Annotated in this window: 17 protein-coding genes; 6 read left to right on the top strand and 11 right to left on the bottom strand. The window is 68.5% G+C overall.

The window, feature by feature from the left end; translation table 11 throughout:
- Positions 1-48: 48 nt before the first annotated feature.
- From ACFV9H_RS09965 to ACFV9H_RS09955, 3 genes are all read right to left on the bottom strand, one after another.
- Positions 49-390 carry a hypothetical protein gene (locus ACFV9H_RS09965; RefSeq protein WP_385395844.1) on the bottom strand — a complete coding sequence of 114 codons (342 nt, stop codon included), beginning with the start codon at positions 388-390 and terminating at the stop codon, positions 49-51.
- Positions 387-581, bottom strand: a complete 195-nt coding sequence (locus ACFV9H_RS09960; protein WP_385395841.1) for a hypothetical protein — start codon at positions 579-581, stop codon at positions 387-389. The genes ACFV9H_RS09965 and ACFV9H_RS09960 overlap by 4 nt, the downstream gene beginning before the upstream one ends.
- A 608-nt stretch (positions 582-1,189) precedes the next feature.
- Positions 1,190-1,846 carry an HSP18 transcriptional regulator gene (locus ACFV9H_RS09955; RefSeq protein ID WP_385395838.1) on the bottom strand — a complete coding sequence of 219 codons (657 nt, stop codon included), beginning with the start codon at positions 1,844-1,846 and terminating at the stop codon, positions 1,190-1,192.
- 129 nt (positions 1,847-1,975) lie between these two features.
- Between ACFV9H_RS09955 and ACFV9H_RS09950 the strand changes: the two genes are divergently transcribed.
- The 3 genes from ACFV9H_RS09950 to ACFV9H_RS09940 all read left to right on the top strand — a co-directional run bounded on the left by ACFV9H_RS09950 (position 1,976) and on the right by ACFV9H_RS09940 (position 3,398).
- Complete coding sequence (locus ACFV9H_RS09950; RefSeq protein ID WP_385395835.1) at positions 1,976-2,410, top strand: Hsp20/alpha crystallin family protein; 435 nt, start codon at positions 1,976-1,978, stop codon at positions 2,408-2,410.
- A 93-nt stretch (positions 2,411-2,503) separates the two neighbouring features.
- Positions 2,504-2,899: a DUF2267 domain-containing protein gene (locus tag ACFV9H_RS09945; protein ID WP_385395832.1), complete on the top strand. Its 396-nt coding sequence runs from the start codon at positions 2,504-2,506 to the stop codon at positions 2,897-2,899.
- Positions 2,900-2,948: 49 nt separating this feature from the next.
- The gene (locus ACFV9H_RS09940; protein WP_385395831.1) at positions 2,949-3,398 is read left to right on the top strand and encodes a DUF2267 domain-containing protein; all 450 of its coding nucleotides are present in this window, start codon (positions 2,949-2,951) and stop codon (positions 3,396-3,398) included.
- A 964-nt stretch (positions 3,399-4,362) separates the two neighbouring features.
- Here ACFV9H_RS09940 and ACFV9H_RS09935 read toward each other — a convergent pair.
- Entirely contained in the window at positions 4,363-4,785 is a 423-nt protein-coding gene (locus ACFV9H_RS09935) for a hypothetical protein (protein ID WP_385395828.1), read from the bottom strand.
- Positions 4,786-4,972: 187 nt separating this feature from the next.
- Positions 4,973-5,542 (bottom strand): YrhB domain-containing protein, encoded by a 570-nt coding sequence (locus ACFV9H_RS09930; RefSeq protein WP_385395825.1) that lies wholly within the window; start codon positions 5,540-5,542, stop codon positions 4,973-4,975.
- Positions 5,543-5,881: 339 nt separating this feature from the next.
- On the opposite strand from ACFV9H_RS09930, the gene ACFV9H_RS09925 reads away from it, so the two are divergent.
- Positions 5,882-6,865, top strand: coding sequence for a GNAT family N-acetyltransferase (locus tag ACFV9H_RS09925; RefSeq protein WP_385395823.1), 984 nt, complete (start codon positions 5,882-5,884; stop codon positions 6,863-6,865).
- Between the two features lie 75 nt (positions 6,866-6,940).
- On the opposite strand, the gene ACFV9H_RS09920 is transcribed toward ACFV9H_RS09925, so the two are convergent.
- The 4 genes from ACFV9H_RS09920 to ACFV9H_RS09905 form a co-directional block, all read right to left on the bottom strand.
- Positions 6,941-7,735, bottom strand: a complete 795-nt coding sequence (locus ACFV9H_RS09920; RefSeq protein ID WP_385395821.1) for a class I SAM-dependent methyltransferase — start codon at positions 7,733-7,735, stop codon at positions 6,941-6,943.
- 548 nt (positions 7,736-8,283) lie between these two features.
- Positions 8,284-8,958, bottom strand: a complete 675-nt coding sequence (locus tag ACFV9H_RS09915; protein ID WP_385395818.1) for an endonuclease/exonuclease/phosphatase family protein — start codon at positions 8,956-8,958, stop codon at positions 8,284-8,286.
- 45 nt (positions 8,959-9,003) lie between these two features.
- The gene (locus ACFV9H_RS09910) at positions 9,004-9,369 is read right to left on the bottom strand and encodes a hypothetical protein (protein ID WP_385395816.1); all 366 of its coding nucleotides are present in this window, start codon (positions 9,367-9,369) and stop codon (positions 9,004-9,006) included.
- Positions 9,370-9,560: 191 nt separating this feature from the next.
- Positions 9,561-9,689 carry a hypothetical protein gene (locus tag ACFV9H_RS09905; RefSeq protein WP_385395813.1) on the bottom strand — a complete coding sequence of 43 codons (129 nt, stop codon included), beginning with the start codon at positions 9,687-9,689 and terminating at the stop codon, positions 9,561-9,563.
- Between the two features lie 865 nt (positions 9,690-10,554).
- Here ACFV9H_RS09905 and ACFV9H_RS09900 point away from each other — a divergent pair.
- Both ACFV9H_RS09900 and ACFV9H_RS09895 read left to right on the top strand, forming a co-directional pair.
- Positions 10,555-11,631 carry a serine hydrolase domain-containing protein gene (locus ACFV9H_RS09900; protein WP_385395811.1) on the top strand — a complete coding sequence of 359 codons (1,077 nt, stop codon included), beginning with the start codon at positions 10,555-10,557 and terminating at the stop codon, positions 11,629-11,631.
- A 255-nt stretch (positions 11,632-11,886) separates the two neighbouring features.
- On the top strand, positions 11,887-12,348 hold the full coding sequence (locus ACFV9H_RS09895) for a hypothetical protein (RefSeq protein ID WP_385395808.1): 462 nt from the start codon (positions 11,887-11,889) through the stop codon (positions 12,346-12,348).
- Between the two features lie 227 nt (positions 12,349-12,575).
- On the opposite strand, the gene ACFV9H_RS09890 is transcribed toward ACFV9H_RS09895, so the two are convergent.
- Both ACFV9H_RS09890 and ACFV9H_RS09885 read right to left on the bottom strand, forming a co-directional pair.
- Positions 12,576-13,220: an NADPH-dependent F420 reductase gene (locus ACFV9H_RS09890; RefSeq protein WP_385395806.1), complete on the bottom strand. Its 645-nt coding sequence runs from the start codon at positions 13,218-13,220 to the stop codon at positions 12,576-12,578.
- Positions 13,221-13,280: 60 nt separating this feature from the next.
- Positions 13,281-14,093: an inositol monophosphatase family protein gene (locus tag ACFV9H_RS09885; RefSeq protein WP_385395804.1), complete on the bottom strand. Its 813-nt coding sequence runs from the start codon at positions 14,091-14,093 to the stop codon at positions 13,281-13,283.
- Positions 14,094-14,188 lie beyond the last annotated feature (95 nt).

The following is a 14,188-nucleotide window of genomic DNA, read 5'->3' as shown; positions in this document are numbered from 1 at the left end:
GCCGCGATGATCGACCGCATGGTCCACCACGCCGGACGGGACTGAACGCTAGTTGTCGCTGAACTCCTCAGCGAGGATCTCCACATTCTCGCTCGGACCGGTGACGGTCAGCCACTGCAGCACGCGACGGTTTTCGTGGTGATGCAGGAGATGGCGGGCCTCGGCCGGCCACGGTCCGTGCTGAGGCAGTTCCCGCACGACGACCTCCGCCACGAAGCCGCCATCTGGGTCGGCCAGGTCGGCTCTCGCATGCACGATGCCCACAAGGCGCAAGGTCGCACTCGCGCCCTCCGAACTCAGCTCGATGACAGCCTCGCTGGGCTGCAGATCGGTCCGAAGGACGACCGATGTCAACCAGTAGACGTGGCCGCGCAGCTGTTCAAGACTCACGGCTGAACACTATCCCTAGCGTTTCCCACCTCCGGCCCGACCCGGTCGGCCAGGTCACGAGCGCGCTTGACCACCGCGACCGCGGCCCCGAACGAGGTCCGGCTGGTCCGGTCGACGAGTAGGAACTCCTCCTCCACCCCGATCCTGGGCAGGGCGGCGGCGACGGTGGCCTGGGCTGCACGGCTGGTCACGCGGCGAGCGTATCGGCTGATGGCCAGCGGCTCCGTTACTTCAGGGCCTTCTGGGCCTTCAAGGGCCTTCAGCGTGCCACGTCAGCCTGGTCACCGAGCCACCCAAGCCGCGCGCCGGTAAGCTCCCGCGCAAGTGGCACACAGGACGGCCTGCCCTGGCATCAGGCAGGTCGGCGGCGTACCAGTCCGCCGGCTGCGGCAGCAGCACCCGGCATAGCCGCCGCAGCGCTTCCCGGCCGGCGAGAGTGCTGGACAGCGCGTCGGTGGCGTCCGCCGGCAGCGCCGGCCTCTATCGCGCCGTCTGGAGCACCTCGTCGACGTCACCGCCGTGCCCGCCGGCACCTCGCTCCGGAGCCGTCCTCTCCATCCCTGCCCATCACCAGGACCGACCCGCGAAGGCGCCGAGGTGCGGCACCTTCCCGACGGCTTGCCGGCCGACCGCCCTCGCCCCGGCGGCTCGACGTCGGCAGGGACCTTGCCGCCCGGGCTGCACAAGTCTTCGAGCCGACGAACGAGATCAAGCGGGATGGCGGGTGGCAAGGCCGCCGCCCGAAATGCGTGCCTCACTCCCGGCCGCGCGTCGGCCAGTCGATGGTTCGGGTCAGAGATCAGGTGCTGCGCTGGTCGTGGGTGTCCTGGCGGAGTTGGTCGGTGTGCCGGGTCAGGGCATCGATCCGTTCGGCGAGGTCCGCGTCCTCGGGCCGCAGATGAGGGCGGGTGTCGGTGAGCGGCCGGACGAGGCGTGCCGCGTCATTGTCGGCAAGGGCCAGGCTCAGCTCGTCGACAGCATCCCTGGCGCCGGCGGGCAGGCCGGTGAGAGCGGTGACCTGGCCGGCGAGCCGGCGCAGGTCGGCCGCGTTGTCACGGGCCCAGACGGTCACGGTGCGGTCGGCGGCGCGTGAGTCGCGGGTGGCCTGGACGCGCTGTTCGCCTGTGGTTCCGGCGATGCCGGGGCGCGCTCGCAGGTAGCGGCGTTCGGCGGCTTGGCGGCTGGCGACTCCGAGGGGGCCGGCGAGGTCGGCCCAGCTCGCGCCCTGTCCACGGGCGGTTTCGATCAGGACGCTCTCCCAGCCGGCGAGCTGCTCACGGACCTCGCGGAGCATCAGCAGTGCGGCCAGCGCCGGGTGCGGGCCCGCGGCCGGCGCGGGCGCCGTTGATCCCGCGGGCGGTTGCTGCGCGTCCCTCACGGCCTGGCCGATGGTCTCCAGTGCCGCGGCGGCGGCGAGGAAGGAGACCTGCTCGGTCGGTGGGGCGGCCTCGTCCATGGCACTCTCCGTAGCGTTGTCATCCTTAAGACGACACGTTGCTTGTCATCGTTTCGATGACATGTTACAACGGGAGCACGTGGAAGCGCATTGGCAGTTCCTGCCTGAACCGACTGGAGGTGTTTCGCGATGTTGATGCGCACGGACCCGTTCCGCGAGATGGACCGGATCTTCCAGCAGCTGTCGGGTACGACCGGAACCTGGTCGAAGCCGTCCGTGATGCCGATGGACGCCTACCGCGAGGGCGACGCGTACGTGATCGCCTTCGACCTCCCCGGAGTGAGCACCGAGGCGATCGACATCGACGTCGAGCGGAACATGCTGACAGTCAAGGCGGAGCGCCGCCCTGCCGCCCAGGGCGGCAGCGTGCAGATGGAGCTCTCCGAGCGGCCGCTCGGTGTCTTCTCCCGCCAGGTCATGCTGGCCGACACCCTCGACACCGAGCACATCGAAGCCGACTACGACGCGGGCGTCCTGACCCTGCGGATCCCGATCGCCGAGCGCGCCAAGCCCCGCAAGATCGCCATCGGCGGCGAGAGCGACCGCAAGCAGATCTCCGGCTGACCAGCCCCGCACAGCAGCGGAGGACGGGGAAACCGACCCCCTCCGGCACCCGTCCTCCGCACTTCCTCGACCCCTCCCCCCGGAGGTGACGCGATGCCCATGCGCCGGGAAGCGTTCCTGGCCCACGTACAGGAACGCGGCGAGTACCGGACCCGGGAGGAAGCCGAACGAGCGGCCCGCGTCGTCCTGGCCCTGCTCGGCGCTCACCTGGTGGGCACCGTGCGCGCCGAGCTCGCCGCCCGGCTTCCCGAGACGTACGCCTTGATCCTCCTGAACCCCCTGCAGGCCGCCGAACCGCTCTCCCCCGAACGCTTCGTCCGCGCAACCGCGGCCTGGATCGAAGGCGCCACCGAGAAGACGGCCCTGTGGGACATCGGCGCGGTCCTCAGCGCCGCGGCCGCAGCGGCAGGAGACGCCCTCACTCGCGAAGTCCTGCTCCAGCTCCCGCCCGGCTACGACCTCCTCTTCGGCCACCCCCAGCCCACCTGACCACCCGGCCGGAAACCGAACCCTCGAAGAGAAAGGCAACCTCAGCACCATGTACGACCAGCCTCGAGCGAACCCGTCCCTTGCGGCCACGGCCATGACGTTCGACCAGATGCTGGAACGCGTGCGCTACGAAGGCGCCTACCCCACCCGCGAACGCGCCGAGGCGGCCGCCCGCACCGTCCTCGCGGCCCTCGGCCGACAGATCATTGGAGACGAACGCGTCGACCTTGCACAGTGTCTGCCCGTCGAGGCCGCTCTCGTACTGACCGCCCAGATCCCCGACCCCGAACAGCTCACCGGCTGGGGCTTCGTCAAGGACATGGCCGGCCGCAACGGCACCACCCCGGCCATCGCCCGATGGGACACCGGAGCCGTACTCGCCGTCGTCTCGCGCCTCGCCGGCCCCGACCTCCTCGCCCGAATCCTCCACCAGCTCCCCGGCGGCTACGCGCTCCTCTTCGGACGGGCAGAACTGCGGCAGCACCAGCCCGCCGCCTGATCCCGATCGTCAGCCACGGCTGGGCAATGCATGGCGTAGACGTCTGAGGTCCCCGTCAAATCCCGGCGGGGGCCTGAGTTCACCAACGATCGGTGACCGTACCGGTCCCACGAAGTCGGCGCCCACCTCGACGAGCGCGGGCAGGCCGGTCCGATGCCCGATGGAGGAACCGCCCCACCCTGGAACAACTGACACCAGGGCTGCGCACCGAGTTCGACTTCGAACCCCCATGCGGGTACGGGTATGTGGATGCCAACGGCACCGTCCACCGCCAGGATCGCGTGCGGCCGGCCACGGCCCACGACGAGCCGGCGCCGCTGATCAACCAGCGTGTACAGCCACCGAAGCGGTCACGGCGGCACCCCGCTCCCCCGGCCGACGCCAGCTCAGCACAGGACACACGCCCGCCGCCCACCCCCTGGACGAGCTGGCCCTGGACGAGCGAGGAGCGGCCATCAAGCGCCGGGGCATAGGCATCGACGCGGAGGTCATCGGAGTGTGGGAGCACGAGGACGGCGACGGCGACGGCGACGTGCACTTCTACCCGGTCGTCCGATTCACGCCCCGGGCAGCGCCACGGTCCGAGGCGAGTCGCACGCCCACATCAACGAGTACACGCCGCCGAACACGATCAGCGTGTTCTACGACCCCCCGCGATCCCAGGAACTTCAGAGAGGACCCCGGGATTGGCATCTTCGGCGGCCTCATCCTGCCGGTCTTCTCCAGCCCCCGGCCGACTCCGGTACCCAGCCGGCCACCTGGCTACGCCGTCGCCCAGACCTGCGCGCCCGCCCGCGGTCCTGGTGACAACAAGCCTGCGTATGTGACGACTATCGTGCTTCGGCTCAGCGCCGTCGCGACCGAGCACTCCAGTTGGCACCGCTCGCCAGATCGATCGCTCAGCCTGGGGGATCTTCGAGCGGAAGGTGGTCGCGGTAGTACTGCGACTCCAGCCACTCCTGCTTCACGAAGAGCGGACGCGTGAGGCACGCTTCCCCGACCTGCTGCGCACGAGGAGGATGCCGAGATCAGTCAGGGCGAGCGAGTCGTCAGGGGTGTAAAGCACCCAGTTCCCGTGCTCGGCAGCGTGGTCCAGGAGGAACTGGTGGCTCTGCGCCAGATCGCTCCCTGCCAACGGGAAACCGGCCAGGAAGACCTGCGGACCAGTGACTGCGTCCAGCGCTACGCATGCGAGCTTGCCCGCGTCGTAGAAAGCCTTCACCCCGTCCGGGAAGTCTTCCTGCCCGTACGGGCCACCAACCCATGCCTGAGGCTCAGCGACCAGCAGTGCCTCGGCAACCTCGGCTGGGGACATCCCAAATCGCAGCGGCCCCACGCCGCCTTCGAACCGCAGCTCCCAACGCTCCCGTTCCACATCCGCGCTCATGCGCCCCACCCCCACGTCTGACCGGCCTGTATCAGGCGACCGTTGCTTTGGCCATGTGCATGAGGCCGGCAGCCAGGGTGCCAACTGAGCTGCTCGAATGCCAACTGGAGTGCTCAGTCACAGGAACACACCAGCGGCCAACTCGAACGCTCACTGGTTTCCCAATGGAGAAGTCAACCGTCGTGAGTCAGATCCACTGGCCGATCCTCCCCTGGCGGATCGTCTGCACGCCGAGCACCGGGTTCATGGGTTCGGTGAGTTGTTCAACGGCAACAGCCACAAGGTGGGCTGCGGCATCGGCATGCAGCAACGCATTCATGTACTCGAGGGCCTGCGATGGAGACAGCATCGGCAGTCTCCGGCGCAGGATGCGTACCGCTTGCATGCGCCCACGCACGGCGGCAGCTTCGCGTATCTCATCGTGCAGATCGTCCACAGGGGTGCGGACGGCCAGCCCACGGATGCGAACGCGGTAGTCAGCCTCCCAGGCTCCCTCCATCTCGGAGACGGCTCCGATTTGGTGCAGCCCGCCGTCGATGCGGTCTACCAGGTAGGGGCCGTGGCCGACCAACATGGCGGCGGGGTTCCGGGTGCGGGCGTATTCCTCGGACTGCCAGTAGACCTTCCAGACCAGCTCGTGTTCCTGCACATGCAGCACTGTTGTGCGCACCGGGGCCACGCCCCGAGCCGCCCACTTCTGGTTCTCGCGGTCCAGCTCTTCCTCGACGATACGAACCGCGGTCTCTCGCTCGATCACGCGTGCAGCATCCACTACGGATCCGGTGCTGACCAGCAAGTTCGCGGGCCCGCAGTCACAACTCCTGTCGTCGCAACGACGGCTAGCCCGGAAGTTCTCACACCGCACCGACGGCCCAAAGAAGCGACGTCCGAACCGTCAAGAAGCGGGTACCCGCTCGATGACCTCGGCCTGCCACACCCTGGGGCTGCGGATTCGCGTACTGGGGATCCTGGCCATGCTGTTCAAGCTCGTCGAGTCCACCCAGGACCGCTGCGAGCCGTGAATGGACCCCACCTCGTTGCCCCCGCGGGTCGAATAGGGTGGCGGCCCTGCCTCGATGTTCGAGATCATCCGGTCATGTTGGATGGCGCGGCACGACAGGACCTTCCGGTCGGCTTGGGGTTCCGGCCGTATCGCGGCGACAAAGACCACGGCGCCATGGCCGCGGTGCGGCTGGGATGTGTTGAACGAGACCGGGTCGATGTGCATTCGGTTGTGGAAGGGCTCCCGACAGCGACCGAGATCGCCGAAGCTTCTGCCAGGTTGGAGGAGCCGTCCAAGAACCAGATCCTGGTGGTGCTCGACGGTGGCGTCGTCGGCTACTCGACGATCCGATGGTGGCCAGAGCGGGATGATACGTGGCTGTACCTGCACCGCGGCTACCTCTTGCCCGAGCATCGCGGCCAGGGCATCGGCTCAGCCATGCTGAGTTGGGCCGAAGAGCGGATCCGCCAACTCGCCGAACAGCATGGAACGGTGCGGACGGCAATGATCGGCGCGAACGCCGTGGCCTCCGAGCAGGACGCCACGGCGCTGCTGCTCGCAGCCGGTTACCGACGTGTCTTCAGCCTGGTCGAGCTGGAGCTGGGCGATCTGCAGCAGTTGCCCGACCCGGGCAGCGAGCTGCCCGCCGGGATACGGACAGGGCCGATCGGGACAACCCACTATCGTGCAGCTTGGAGGACGGTCGTTGATTCGTATGCGGACACCGGTTTCACTCAGAGATGGCCTTTCCAGGACTTCGTCGACACCGCCGACCCGACATGCTGGAGGGCTGCCTGGAACGGTCAGGACATGGTCGGCGTCGCCCTCTGCTCCATCCGCCGTCACGACCACACCGTGGGCGAGGTGGAAGAGCTGAGTGTCCGGACGAACCATCGACGCCTCGGAATCGGCCGTGTCCTGCTGCTCGACGGGCTGCGGAGCCTTCACGAGCAGGGTGCAACGACCGCCCGGCTGTTCACGGGCACGGCGAATCCGTACCGGTCCTACGACCTTTACGAGAGTGTGGGGTTCCGGCGGCAGAACGAGTACGCCCGTTACCGCAAGCCGCTTGCTTGATCGACCGACCATTGGGCCGTCTGGTCAGTCCCCAGGAATTGACAATGCCTCTGACCGGGGCAGTGTCCCCGCGTCTCAGGAGGACTCAACTGTTCCCACAGCTGGTCGGCGCGCAACGGCCAGCAGGTGCAGGCTGGACACCACGAGCTCTGGGTGGCCGTCGGCGAACCGTGCGGCAGCCAGGGCGGTTTCAAGCGCCTTCGCGCCAAGGTCCTTTTTGCCGGTCCGGCGCTCTTCGCCTCTCAATGCCTCGAAGGCGGGTCCGTGCAGCCCGTAGACGCCCAGGTCACCAAGGCCGGCCTGCCGAGCCTCGGCACGGAGCTCTGAGGGGTCATGGTAGTACGTGGTGGGGCCGTCCCGGCGGACACGCAGCCCGGTCGTTGCGATGTCCAGCGCATTGGGCGAGTCCAGGTCCAGGAGCTTGGCATACCGGTTGAGGGCGGCAGCAGCGACCAGGCCACCAGGCCTGACCACACGGTGAGCCTCCCGCCAGGCGCCGGCACGCCCGCTGCTGTCCGGCAGGTGGTAGAGGGGACCGAGCATCAGCACGACGTCGAACGAGCCGTCCGCCTGGTCGAGGTGGCGCGCGTCCCCCACGTAGGCAGCCAGACCCTGGCCGCGGGCCTGCAGTACGTGCTGTTCCACCGGGTCGACGATGCGAACCTGATAGCCGCTGTCGGTGAGCCAGCGAGCATGCACTCCAGGCCCACCGCCGACATCCAGGACGGACGCGGGCGAGGGCGGGAGGTGAGCGCGCAGGATTTCCTGCGTCCGGACCAACTCGATCGTCCCGATGGTGCGCCCGGAAGTGAGGCGGGCAGCCTCATCGCCGCCACCATAGAAGGCTGTGATGTCGGGAAGGAGCGCCACGTCGACCTCCGGCGGGAAGAGCAGCTACCGATCGGAGAATGACATGGGCGGCCGCACGGCCGCTACGGGAACCGCCGGGGGCACGCATGACCTCCGAGGCCGGCATGTGAGCAGATGTCCGTGTACCGCACTGGGGCCTTCGCCCTTCGCCAACTTGACGCCGACTGACGATCTGCTCCTCAGACGACCGCCCACGACCAGCGCGAGTACCCCCGAGAACCGCTCACACCAGCCCATTGGCCTGCGACTTCAAATTGGCGGAGGCCGCAGGTGACCTTCGACCTGCTAGCCGAGAGACCGACGGACTCACCGGATGGCAAGGAGAACTGTCACCGTGGTCGACATCGCCGCGCACGAGTCCTCCGTCCTTGTGAGCGTTCAGGGAGTTTCCCGCGATCGAAGCCTTGAGCGTCACGTCATTCCCCACTCGCGCACTGGGGGCCGAACGAAGGGCTCCGCCACCGGGCGGTGGAGCCCTTCGTCCTGTCGTGGTGCCGGTCGGGAGTTCCGGACTCGCGCCGCAACTGCGTTGACTGCAATGCCGTCACTCAGCGCAGTCGCAGCACGCTTCTGACGCCGGCGTGGTCGGAGGGCCACAGGCCTGAGGGGGTGCGGTCGGCCTGCGTGGCGCCCACCTGGTTGGTCGTCAGTGTGGTGACGTTTCCGCGGAAGAGTACGTAGTCGATGCGCCGGGTGAGCTTGGAGGTGGTGTTGCGCAGGTTGGCGTCCTGGCAGCAGGTGAAGCCGGGGTCGCGGGGGCGGGTGGCGGCCCAGGCGTCGGTGAAACCGGCGGTCAGCAGGGCGTTGTGGGGCGGGGTGCCGGGGGCCGAGTTGAGATCGCCGAGCAACACGGTGGGGAGTGCGGTGTTCAGCGGGCCGGCGACCAGTTCGCCGGCCTGCTGGAGCCGGATGGGAGGAGCGGCGGGCTCCAGATGGGTGCTGACCACCCGGGCGGTGCGACCGCGCAAGGTGGCGTCGACGGAGACCCGGCCGCGCTCGACGCGGATGGGGCCGGCATCGTCCGGGCAGCCGGTGGCCGGGACGCAGATTCCCACGTGGTTCGCGAACACGGCCGCTTGCGGGTTGGCCACGGAGAAGTTGCGCGCGGGCAGGTCGGTGCGGGCCAGGAGAACGTCACGGTCGGTGAGGCGGATGTCCTGCAGGCCGCTACCTGGCATGACTCGCGGGGCCTCGAAATCGCTGCCGACGGTGATGGTGGCCACGGCTTCGTAGTGCTTGCCCCGGGCGGAGAGTTCGTCGAGAAGGATCTACAGGAAGTCGTACTCGATGTCGGTGGCGGGGCCCGGGTTGGCGGGGGTCTGGCTGCGCCACAGCACGGCTTCCTGCAGGCCAACGAGATGGGGGTCGCTGTCGGCGATCTCGTCGGCCAGCGCCTCGGCGCGTTCGGGAAAGTTGGTCGCCCGGACGTTCCCGTACGCCGTGGTCACGGCGCCGACGAGCGCCTCCTGGGTGGTGGCGGCGAGGACGGGTGCGAGGTCGGCACCCAGGTAGAGGTTGCGGGTCAGGACCCGCAACGTGGCAGGGGGCTCGGCGGCCGAGGCCGCAGTGAGTGACCCGGGTACGAGCGGCAGCAGGAGCGCGCCCAGGACGGATGTGAACCAACGGCGAATCATGCGAGGAGGCCTTTCGGCGAAGAGCGGAGGAGAGTCCGCACCCTCGGCGAATCTAAGGCGACCTCTGCGATGCGGCGATCCGGGTGTAGGCCGGGCGGCCGATGCTCCCGACGCGAATCGGATGGCTCACCTGCGACCCCGGCCATGCGCGCCTCACGTGCGCGCGCTGGCACAGAGGGTGGGCCCGAAAATCACCTGGCCTTCGCGGCGGGCCACCTGGGAATGGCGGCTCCGAAGGATGGGTCGGACCAGAAGAGAAGGTTCTGCTCGACGATCCGGTCGACGGCCCAGACGGTGTCGACCGAGGTCTGACCGATCACCCGTTGCTCTCCAGAAGCATCTGCTTCAATCTGGAGGAAAGGCACGGCCAAGCAGCCGCTCGGCCTCGGCGAGTTCGCGGTCATGAGCTGGTTGCCGGAAGCCGACGCCAGGGAAGGCCTGCAGGGTCGTCTCTTTCCACATGATCAGAATCGTAGGGACCCGATTCGCTGACTACACGATGGGTCCAGCCAAACAGAACTCGCAGTCCGGATAGTCGTCCGCCATCGCCCGGAAGGCGACATCCGGGCAGTGGGCGCAGGAGCCACGACGGGCAGCTGTCGGTCACCAAGGCGCTGGACAAGGGCGGCTGGCACCTCAGGGCGTGGCACCATCCCCAGGGCCGGGCGGATGGGACGGATGTGGGCAGCTTCATCGCCATGGACAGCGGTCCCGCGTGCGAGAAGCTCTTCCAGGAAGGCCTGGCGGACAAGACGACGAACAAGAAGTAGTTTCGGTCGCGAACACGCGGCAGGCCGGGGGGCGTGGGCCCGTGGCTCCCGGCGGCTGTTGGCGATCAACCCCGGTTCACTTCACGTACGTGACCTTGACCTGCGGCGGGTGGCCTTCCCCGACACCATCGGCACGCCCGTAGTAGTCGAGGGCCGGCAACCACCGGTGAGCTTCCACTCTGCGCAGGCTAAACAAGCCGCCCAGCCTCGACCACACTCAACCAACCGGCACAACCCCAGGTCAGGAACATCACGCCTACGCAGATGCACTGACCAGCGACAGCAGGAACGTATGCATGCCGAGCGCCTAGCCTCCTTCGTATCGGACCCGCTCCTCCTCAAGTCGCACTGCGGCGGCCGGGAATCATCATCCGGGCGCTGTCGGCGGGTGATCACATCCCCGCATGATTCAGATATGGACAAGACGCAGGAACTCGGCACGCTCGCCCTGACGACCGCGGACCGGCTCGCCCGACGACACGTCGGCGTCGTGGTCGCCGCCGTCGCCGACGGGCATGTGGGGTTCGCGGGGGCGGGCACCAACGGAGGGACCGGCAGCGGGACACCGAGCGCCGGCACACTGTTCGAGATCGGCTCGGTAACCAAGACCTTCACCGCGCTGGCCCTCGCACGAATGGCGGTCGCCGGGACGGTGGACCTCAACGACCCGCTGACCCGTCTCCTCCCCGCCGGCACAGTCGTACCATCACGGGGCGGGCAGGAGATCACCCTGCAGCACCTGGCCACCCACACCTCCGGTCTGCCCCGACTGCCCAAAGGCATGCTGCTGCGGGCCCTGCTGCGCCCCCGCACCCCCGATCCGTACGCCGACTGCACCGAGGACGTGCTGCTGTCCGGGCTTGCCCGCACCCGCCTCGGCTCTTCCCCGGGCCGGCGGGTCCACTACTCCAACCTCGGCGCCGGACTCCTCGGACTGGCCCTCGCCCGCCGCGCCGGCACCACCTACGAGCAGCTGGTCACCACACTCGTGTGCGCCCCGCTCGGCATGTCCGACACCATGGTGGCGGCTCCCGCCAGCCGGCCCGGCCGGCTGGCCCAGGGCCACGACGGCAGGCACCGCCCCACCCCGCCGTGGAACCTGGCCGACCTCGCCGGGGCGGGCGGCCTGTGGTCGACCGCGACCGACCTGGTGTCCTACGTACGGGCCCAACTGGAAGGTGGCGACCCCGCCGAGCTCGCGGAAGCGATCCGCCTCAGTCGGCAAGTCGAGCACCGCAACGGCCCCTTCGCCTGGATGCACCTCGGCTGGACGGCCCACCGCCTCCACCCCCGCCAGGGCGCACACCTGCAGATCTGGCACAACGGGGGAACCGGGGGCTGCTCCTCCTTCGTCGGGTTCGACCCCGAGACCGGCACGGCCGTCATCGTCCTGAGCAACACCCAGCGCCCCGTCGACGCCCCCGCCTTCGACCTGCTGCGCACCCTCCAGAACGAGGTCGCCTCGCGTAAGGATCCGTCAGAAACAGCCTGAGGAATCGTCTGATCGACGATCTTCACCAAAAAGGCGAGAACTCCCAGTACTCACAGGCTCGGCAGCAAGCCACCAGGTCACGGAACTCAGCATCCTCTGAAAGCGAAACACCCAGGCACTGAAGAACCACCGCAGAAAGGCACCATCGAAACCGCAGCGACCTGTCCCGTTGACCGAACGCGAGACCTGGTATGCGCAGCTCAAGGCGGGAAGGGCCGCGGGTGGTGCCGGCGCAATGAGATAGCGTCCCGGCACATGGCGGCCGAAGACAACGAAGAGCGAGAAGAGCACCAGGCGGACGCAACTGCCGAGAAGGCTGCTGCCGGCGTACGGCTCGTAGAGGGCCTGGTTGCTCAGGTGCCCGGGTTCCAGGACGCCTACGAGTGCCACGTCTTCAACCAGAACGGAGTGCTCCCGCACGTGTTCTTCTGGGACGTCGTGCAGGACACCGTGCGCTCGTACCTGGCGGAGGGCGACCCGGACGGTCCCTCCTGGCGCCGGGTCCTCGCGTTCCTGGAGGAGGAGACGCATCGTCGCGTGCCCGGGGCAATCGAGGTCATCGTGACGTCGTTCCTCTACGACCTCCCGTACGAGGGCGAACCCGGGTACGGCATCGAGGCACATCTCGGGCCCACCATGAAGGAGAAATACCTGCAGCTTCGACCCTGGTACAGGGCAGAGAACCCGGACGCTACGGGGAAGCCGCACGGCCAGTGACAACTCACTGCAGATTCGGCGGTTCTCAGCGCAGGTGGCGAAGCTCGCGCAGTCCGCAGTCCGCAGTCCGGTGGCAGCCACCCCTTCTTCCGCCTCTCGATCGTGTTCCGCGTGTGAGGAGGTGGGTACGGGCAGCCCTGCATCAGATGGGGTCCATCCCTGTTCGGACTCGGTGCTGCCGTGCGTCGGATCCGGCGCAGCTTGGGGCGTGACCGGATCTTGGTGGGTCAGCGGGCGAGGGAGACGGCGAAGGGCTTGAAGCCGTGCCGGCGCAGGATGTGGGGGACGACCAGGATCATGGCCTCGGTGGCACGGGCTGTGGTGATGTCGCCGAGGTCCTCGATCCGTTCGGGCTGCCAGCCCAGGTCGCCGAGCAGGCCGGAGACGGTCTTCTTCGCCTGTTCGTCGTCGCCCGAGAGATAGGCGGTCGGTGGGGTGGCCAGGGTTTCGGGAGCGGTCATGACCATGAAAAGCATGGTGTTGAGGGTCTTGACCACACGGGTGTCGGGGAGCGCGGCCTGGAGCTTCTCGGCGAGGCTGCTGCCGGGATAGCACAGGTCGCCGGGCAAGCCGTCAGCGGCGTCGCGGGTTGCGTTGGAGACATCGATGAGGATCTTTCCGGAGAGCTCGGTGCGCAGGTCGATGAGGCGCTCCAGGGAGCTGTCGCCGGGGGTCGCGTTGATCACGATGTCGGTGGTGTGGGCGGTGGTGCGCTGGTCGGCGAAGGCCATCCGCGGGGCGAACCCAATGGTGGGGGCGGCGGGGTCTTCGGGGCTGCGGCCACCGATGGTGACGTGGTGTCCGGCTGCGGAGAGCTTGCCGGCGAGGTTGGTGCCGACGCGGCCGGCGCCCAGGATGCCGATGTTGGTCATGCGGTGATGCTCCTTGCGGTATGGGGGTGGGGAAGAGCGGAGACGTCCGGTCCGGTCCGGTCAGGCGATCGGCGAGAGGACCTTGAGGGCGGCGCCGTGGATGCCGGGGGCGGCGGCCAGGAAGTCACGGCTGCCGGTGTTCCAGGGGGCGCCCGTCAGGTCGGTGACGGTGCCTCCGGCTTCGGAGACCAGCAGGGCGCCGGCGACCAGACCGGAGCGGACGTCGGAGAACTGCCAGAACGCGTCCATGCGTCCGGCGGCGACGTGGATGAGCTGCATCGTGGCGGGAACGGACACGCGCACGACCAGGCCGTTGATGAGCATGGCGGTGACGGAGTCACCGATCCGCCGGAAGGTGCGCTCGTCCTCGCCGGGCTTGGCCTGACCGGTGCCGATGAGCGCGGCGCCCAGGTCGGTCTTGGCGGACACCTTCAGGGGTCGGTCGTTGAGTCGGGCACCGCCGCCGGCGACGGCCGTGTAGGTGTCGCCGGTCAGCGGCAGGTGGACGACGGTGAGTACCGGCCGGTTGTCGCGGACCAGGGTGGCGGTGACGGCCCAGTCCTCCATGCCGTGGACGTGGTTGATGTTGCCCTCGGCGGGGTCGACGACCCACCACTCCCCGGGCGGGAGCGCGCCGCCGGCCAGCTCGTCCTCGGCCCACTGCGCCCCTTGCCGGGCCCGCAGCAGCGGTTCCCGCAGCACGTCGAGCACCGCGTCGTCGTTGGCGTGGATCTCGCCGACGACCTCGTCCAGACTCACGCCCCGGGCGTGCGAGGTGTAGCGGTCGCGCAGGGTGACGCCGGCGGCCTTCACCGCAGCGGTCACGTCGGAAAGGAGAGTCGCGTCGGCGACGAAAGGCATGGCTGTGCTCATGGTGGGCTCCCTGGGGATCGGTAGAAGCGGGGCGGTTGTCTCGTCCCCGCACTTCGAAAGTAGGCCGCCTGACGATTAACAACAAGTGCATGCTT

The organism is Streptomyces sp. NPDC059874 (assembly GCF_042731135.1).
Classification (GTDB): Bacteria; Actinomycetota; Actinomycetes; order Streptomycetales; family Streptomycetaceae; genus Streptomyces.
This window is presented reverse-complemented; position numbering and strand designations above follow the sequence as displayed.

What these genes read in the sequence shown, in the direction of transcription:
- ACFV9H_RS09885 (WP_385395804.1), bottom strand. Translation starts at nt 14,093, where the DNA reads ATGAGCACAGCCATGCCTTTCGTCGCCGACGCGACTCTCCTTTCCGAC.
- ACFV9H_RS09925 (WP_385395823.1), top strand. Translation starts at nt 5,882, where the DNA reads ATGTTGGATGGCGCGGCACGACAGGACCTTCCGGTCGGCTTGGGGTTC.
- ACFV9H_RS09940 (WP_385395831.1), top strand. Translation starts at nt 2,949, where the DNA reads ATGTACGACCAGCCTCGAGCGAACCCGTCCCTTGCGGCCACGGCCATG.
- ACFV9H_RS09955 (WP_385395838.1), bottom strand. Translation starts at nt 1,846, where the DNA reads ATGGACGAGGCCGCCCCACCGACCGAGCAGGTCTCCTTCCTCGCCGCC.
- ACFV9H_RS09945 (WP_385395832.1), top strand. Translation starts at nt 2,504, where the DNA reads ATGCCCATGCGCCGGGAAGCGTTCCTGGCCCACGTACAGGAACGCGGC.
- ACFV9H_RS09895 (WP_385395808.1), top strand. Translation starts at nt 11,887, where the DNA reads ATGGCGGCCGAAGACAACGAAGAGCGAGAAGAGCACCAGGCGGACGCA.
- ACFV9H_RS09910 (WP_385395816.1), bottom strand. Translation starts at nt 9,369, where the DNA reads ATGATTCGCCGTTGGTTCACATCCGTCCTGGGCGCGCTCCTGCTGCCG.
- ACFV9H_RS09890 (WP_385395806.1), bottom strand. Translation starts at nt 13,220, where the DNA reads ATGACCAACATCGGCATCCTGGGCGCCGGCCGCGTCGGCACCAACCTC.
- ACFV9H_RS09935 (WP_385395828.1), bottom strand. Translation starts at nt 4,785, where the DNA reads ATGAGCGCGGATGTGGAACGGGAGCGTTGGGAGCTGCGGTTCGAAGGC.
- ACFV9H_RS09950 (WP_385395835.1), top strand. Translation starts at nt 1,976, where the DNA reads ATGTTGATGCGCACGGACCCGTTCCGCGAGATGGACCGGATCTTCCAG.
- ACFV9H_RS09900 (WP_385395811.1), top strand. Translation starts at nt 10,555, where the DNA reads ATGGACAAGACGCAGGAACTCGGCACGCTCGCCCTGACGACCGCGGAC.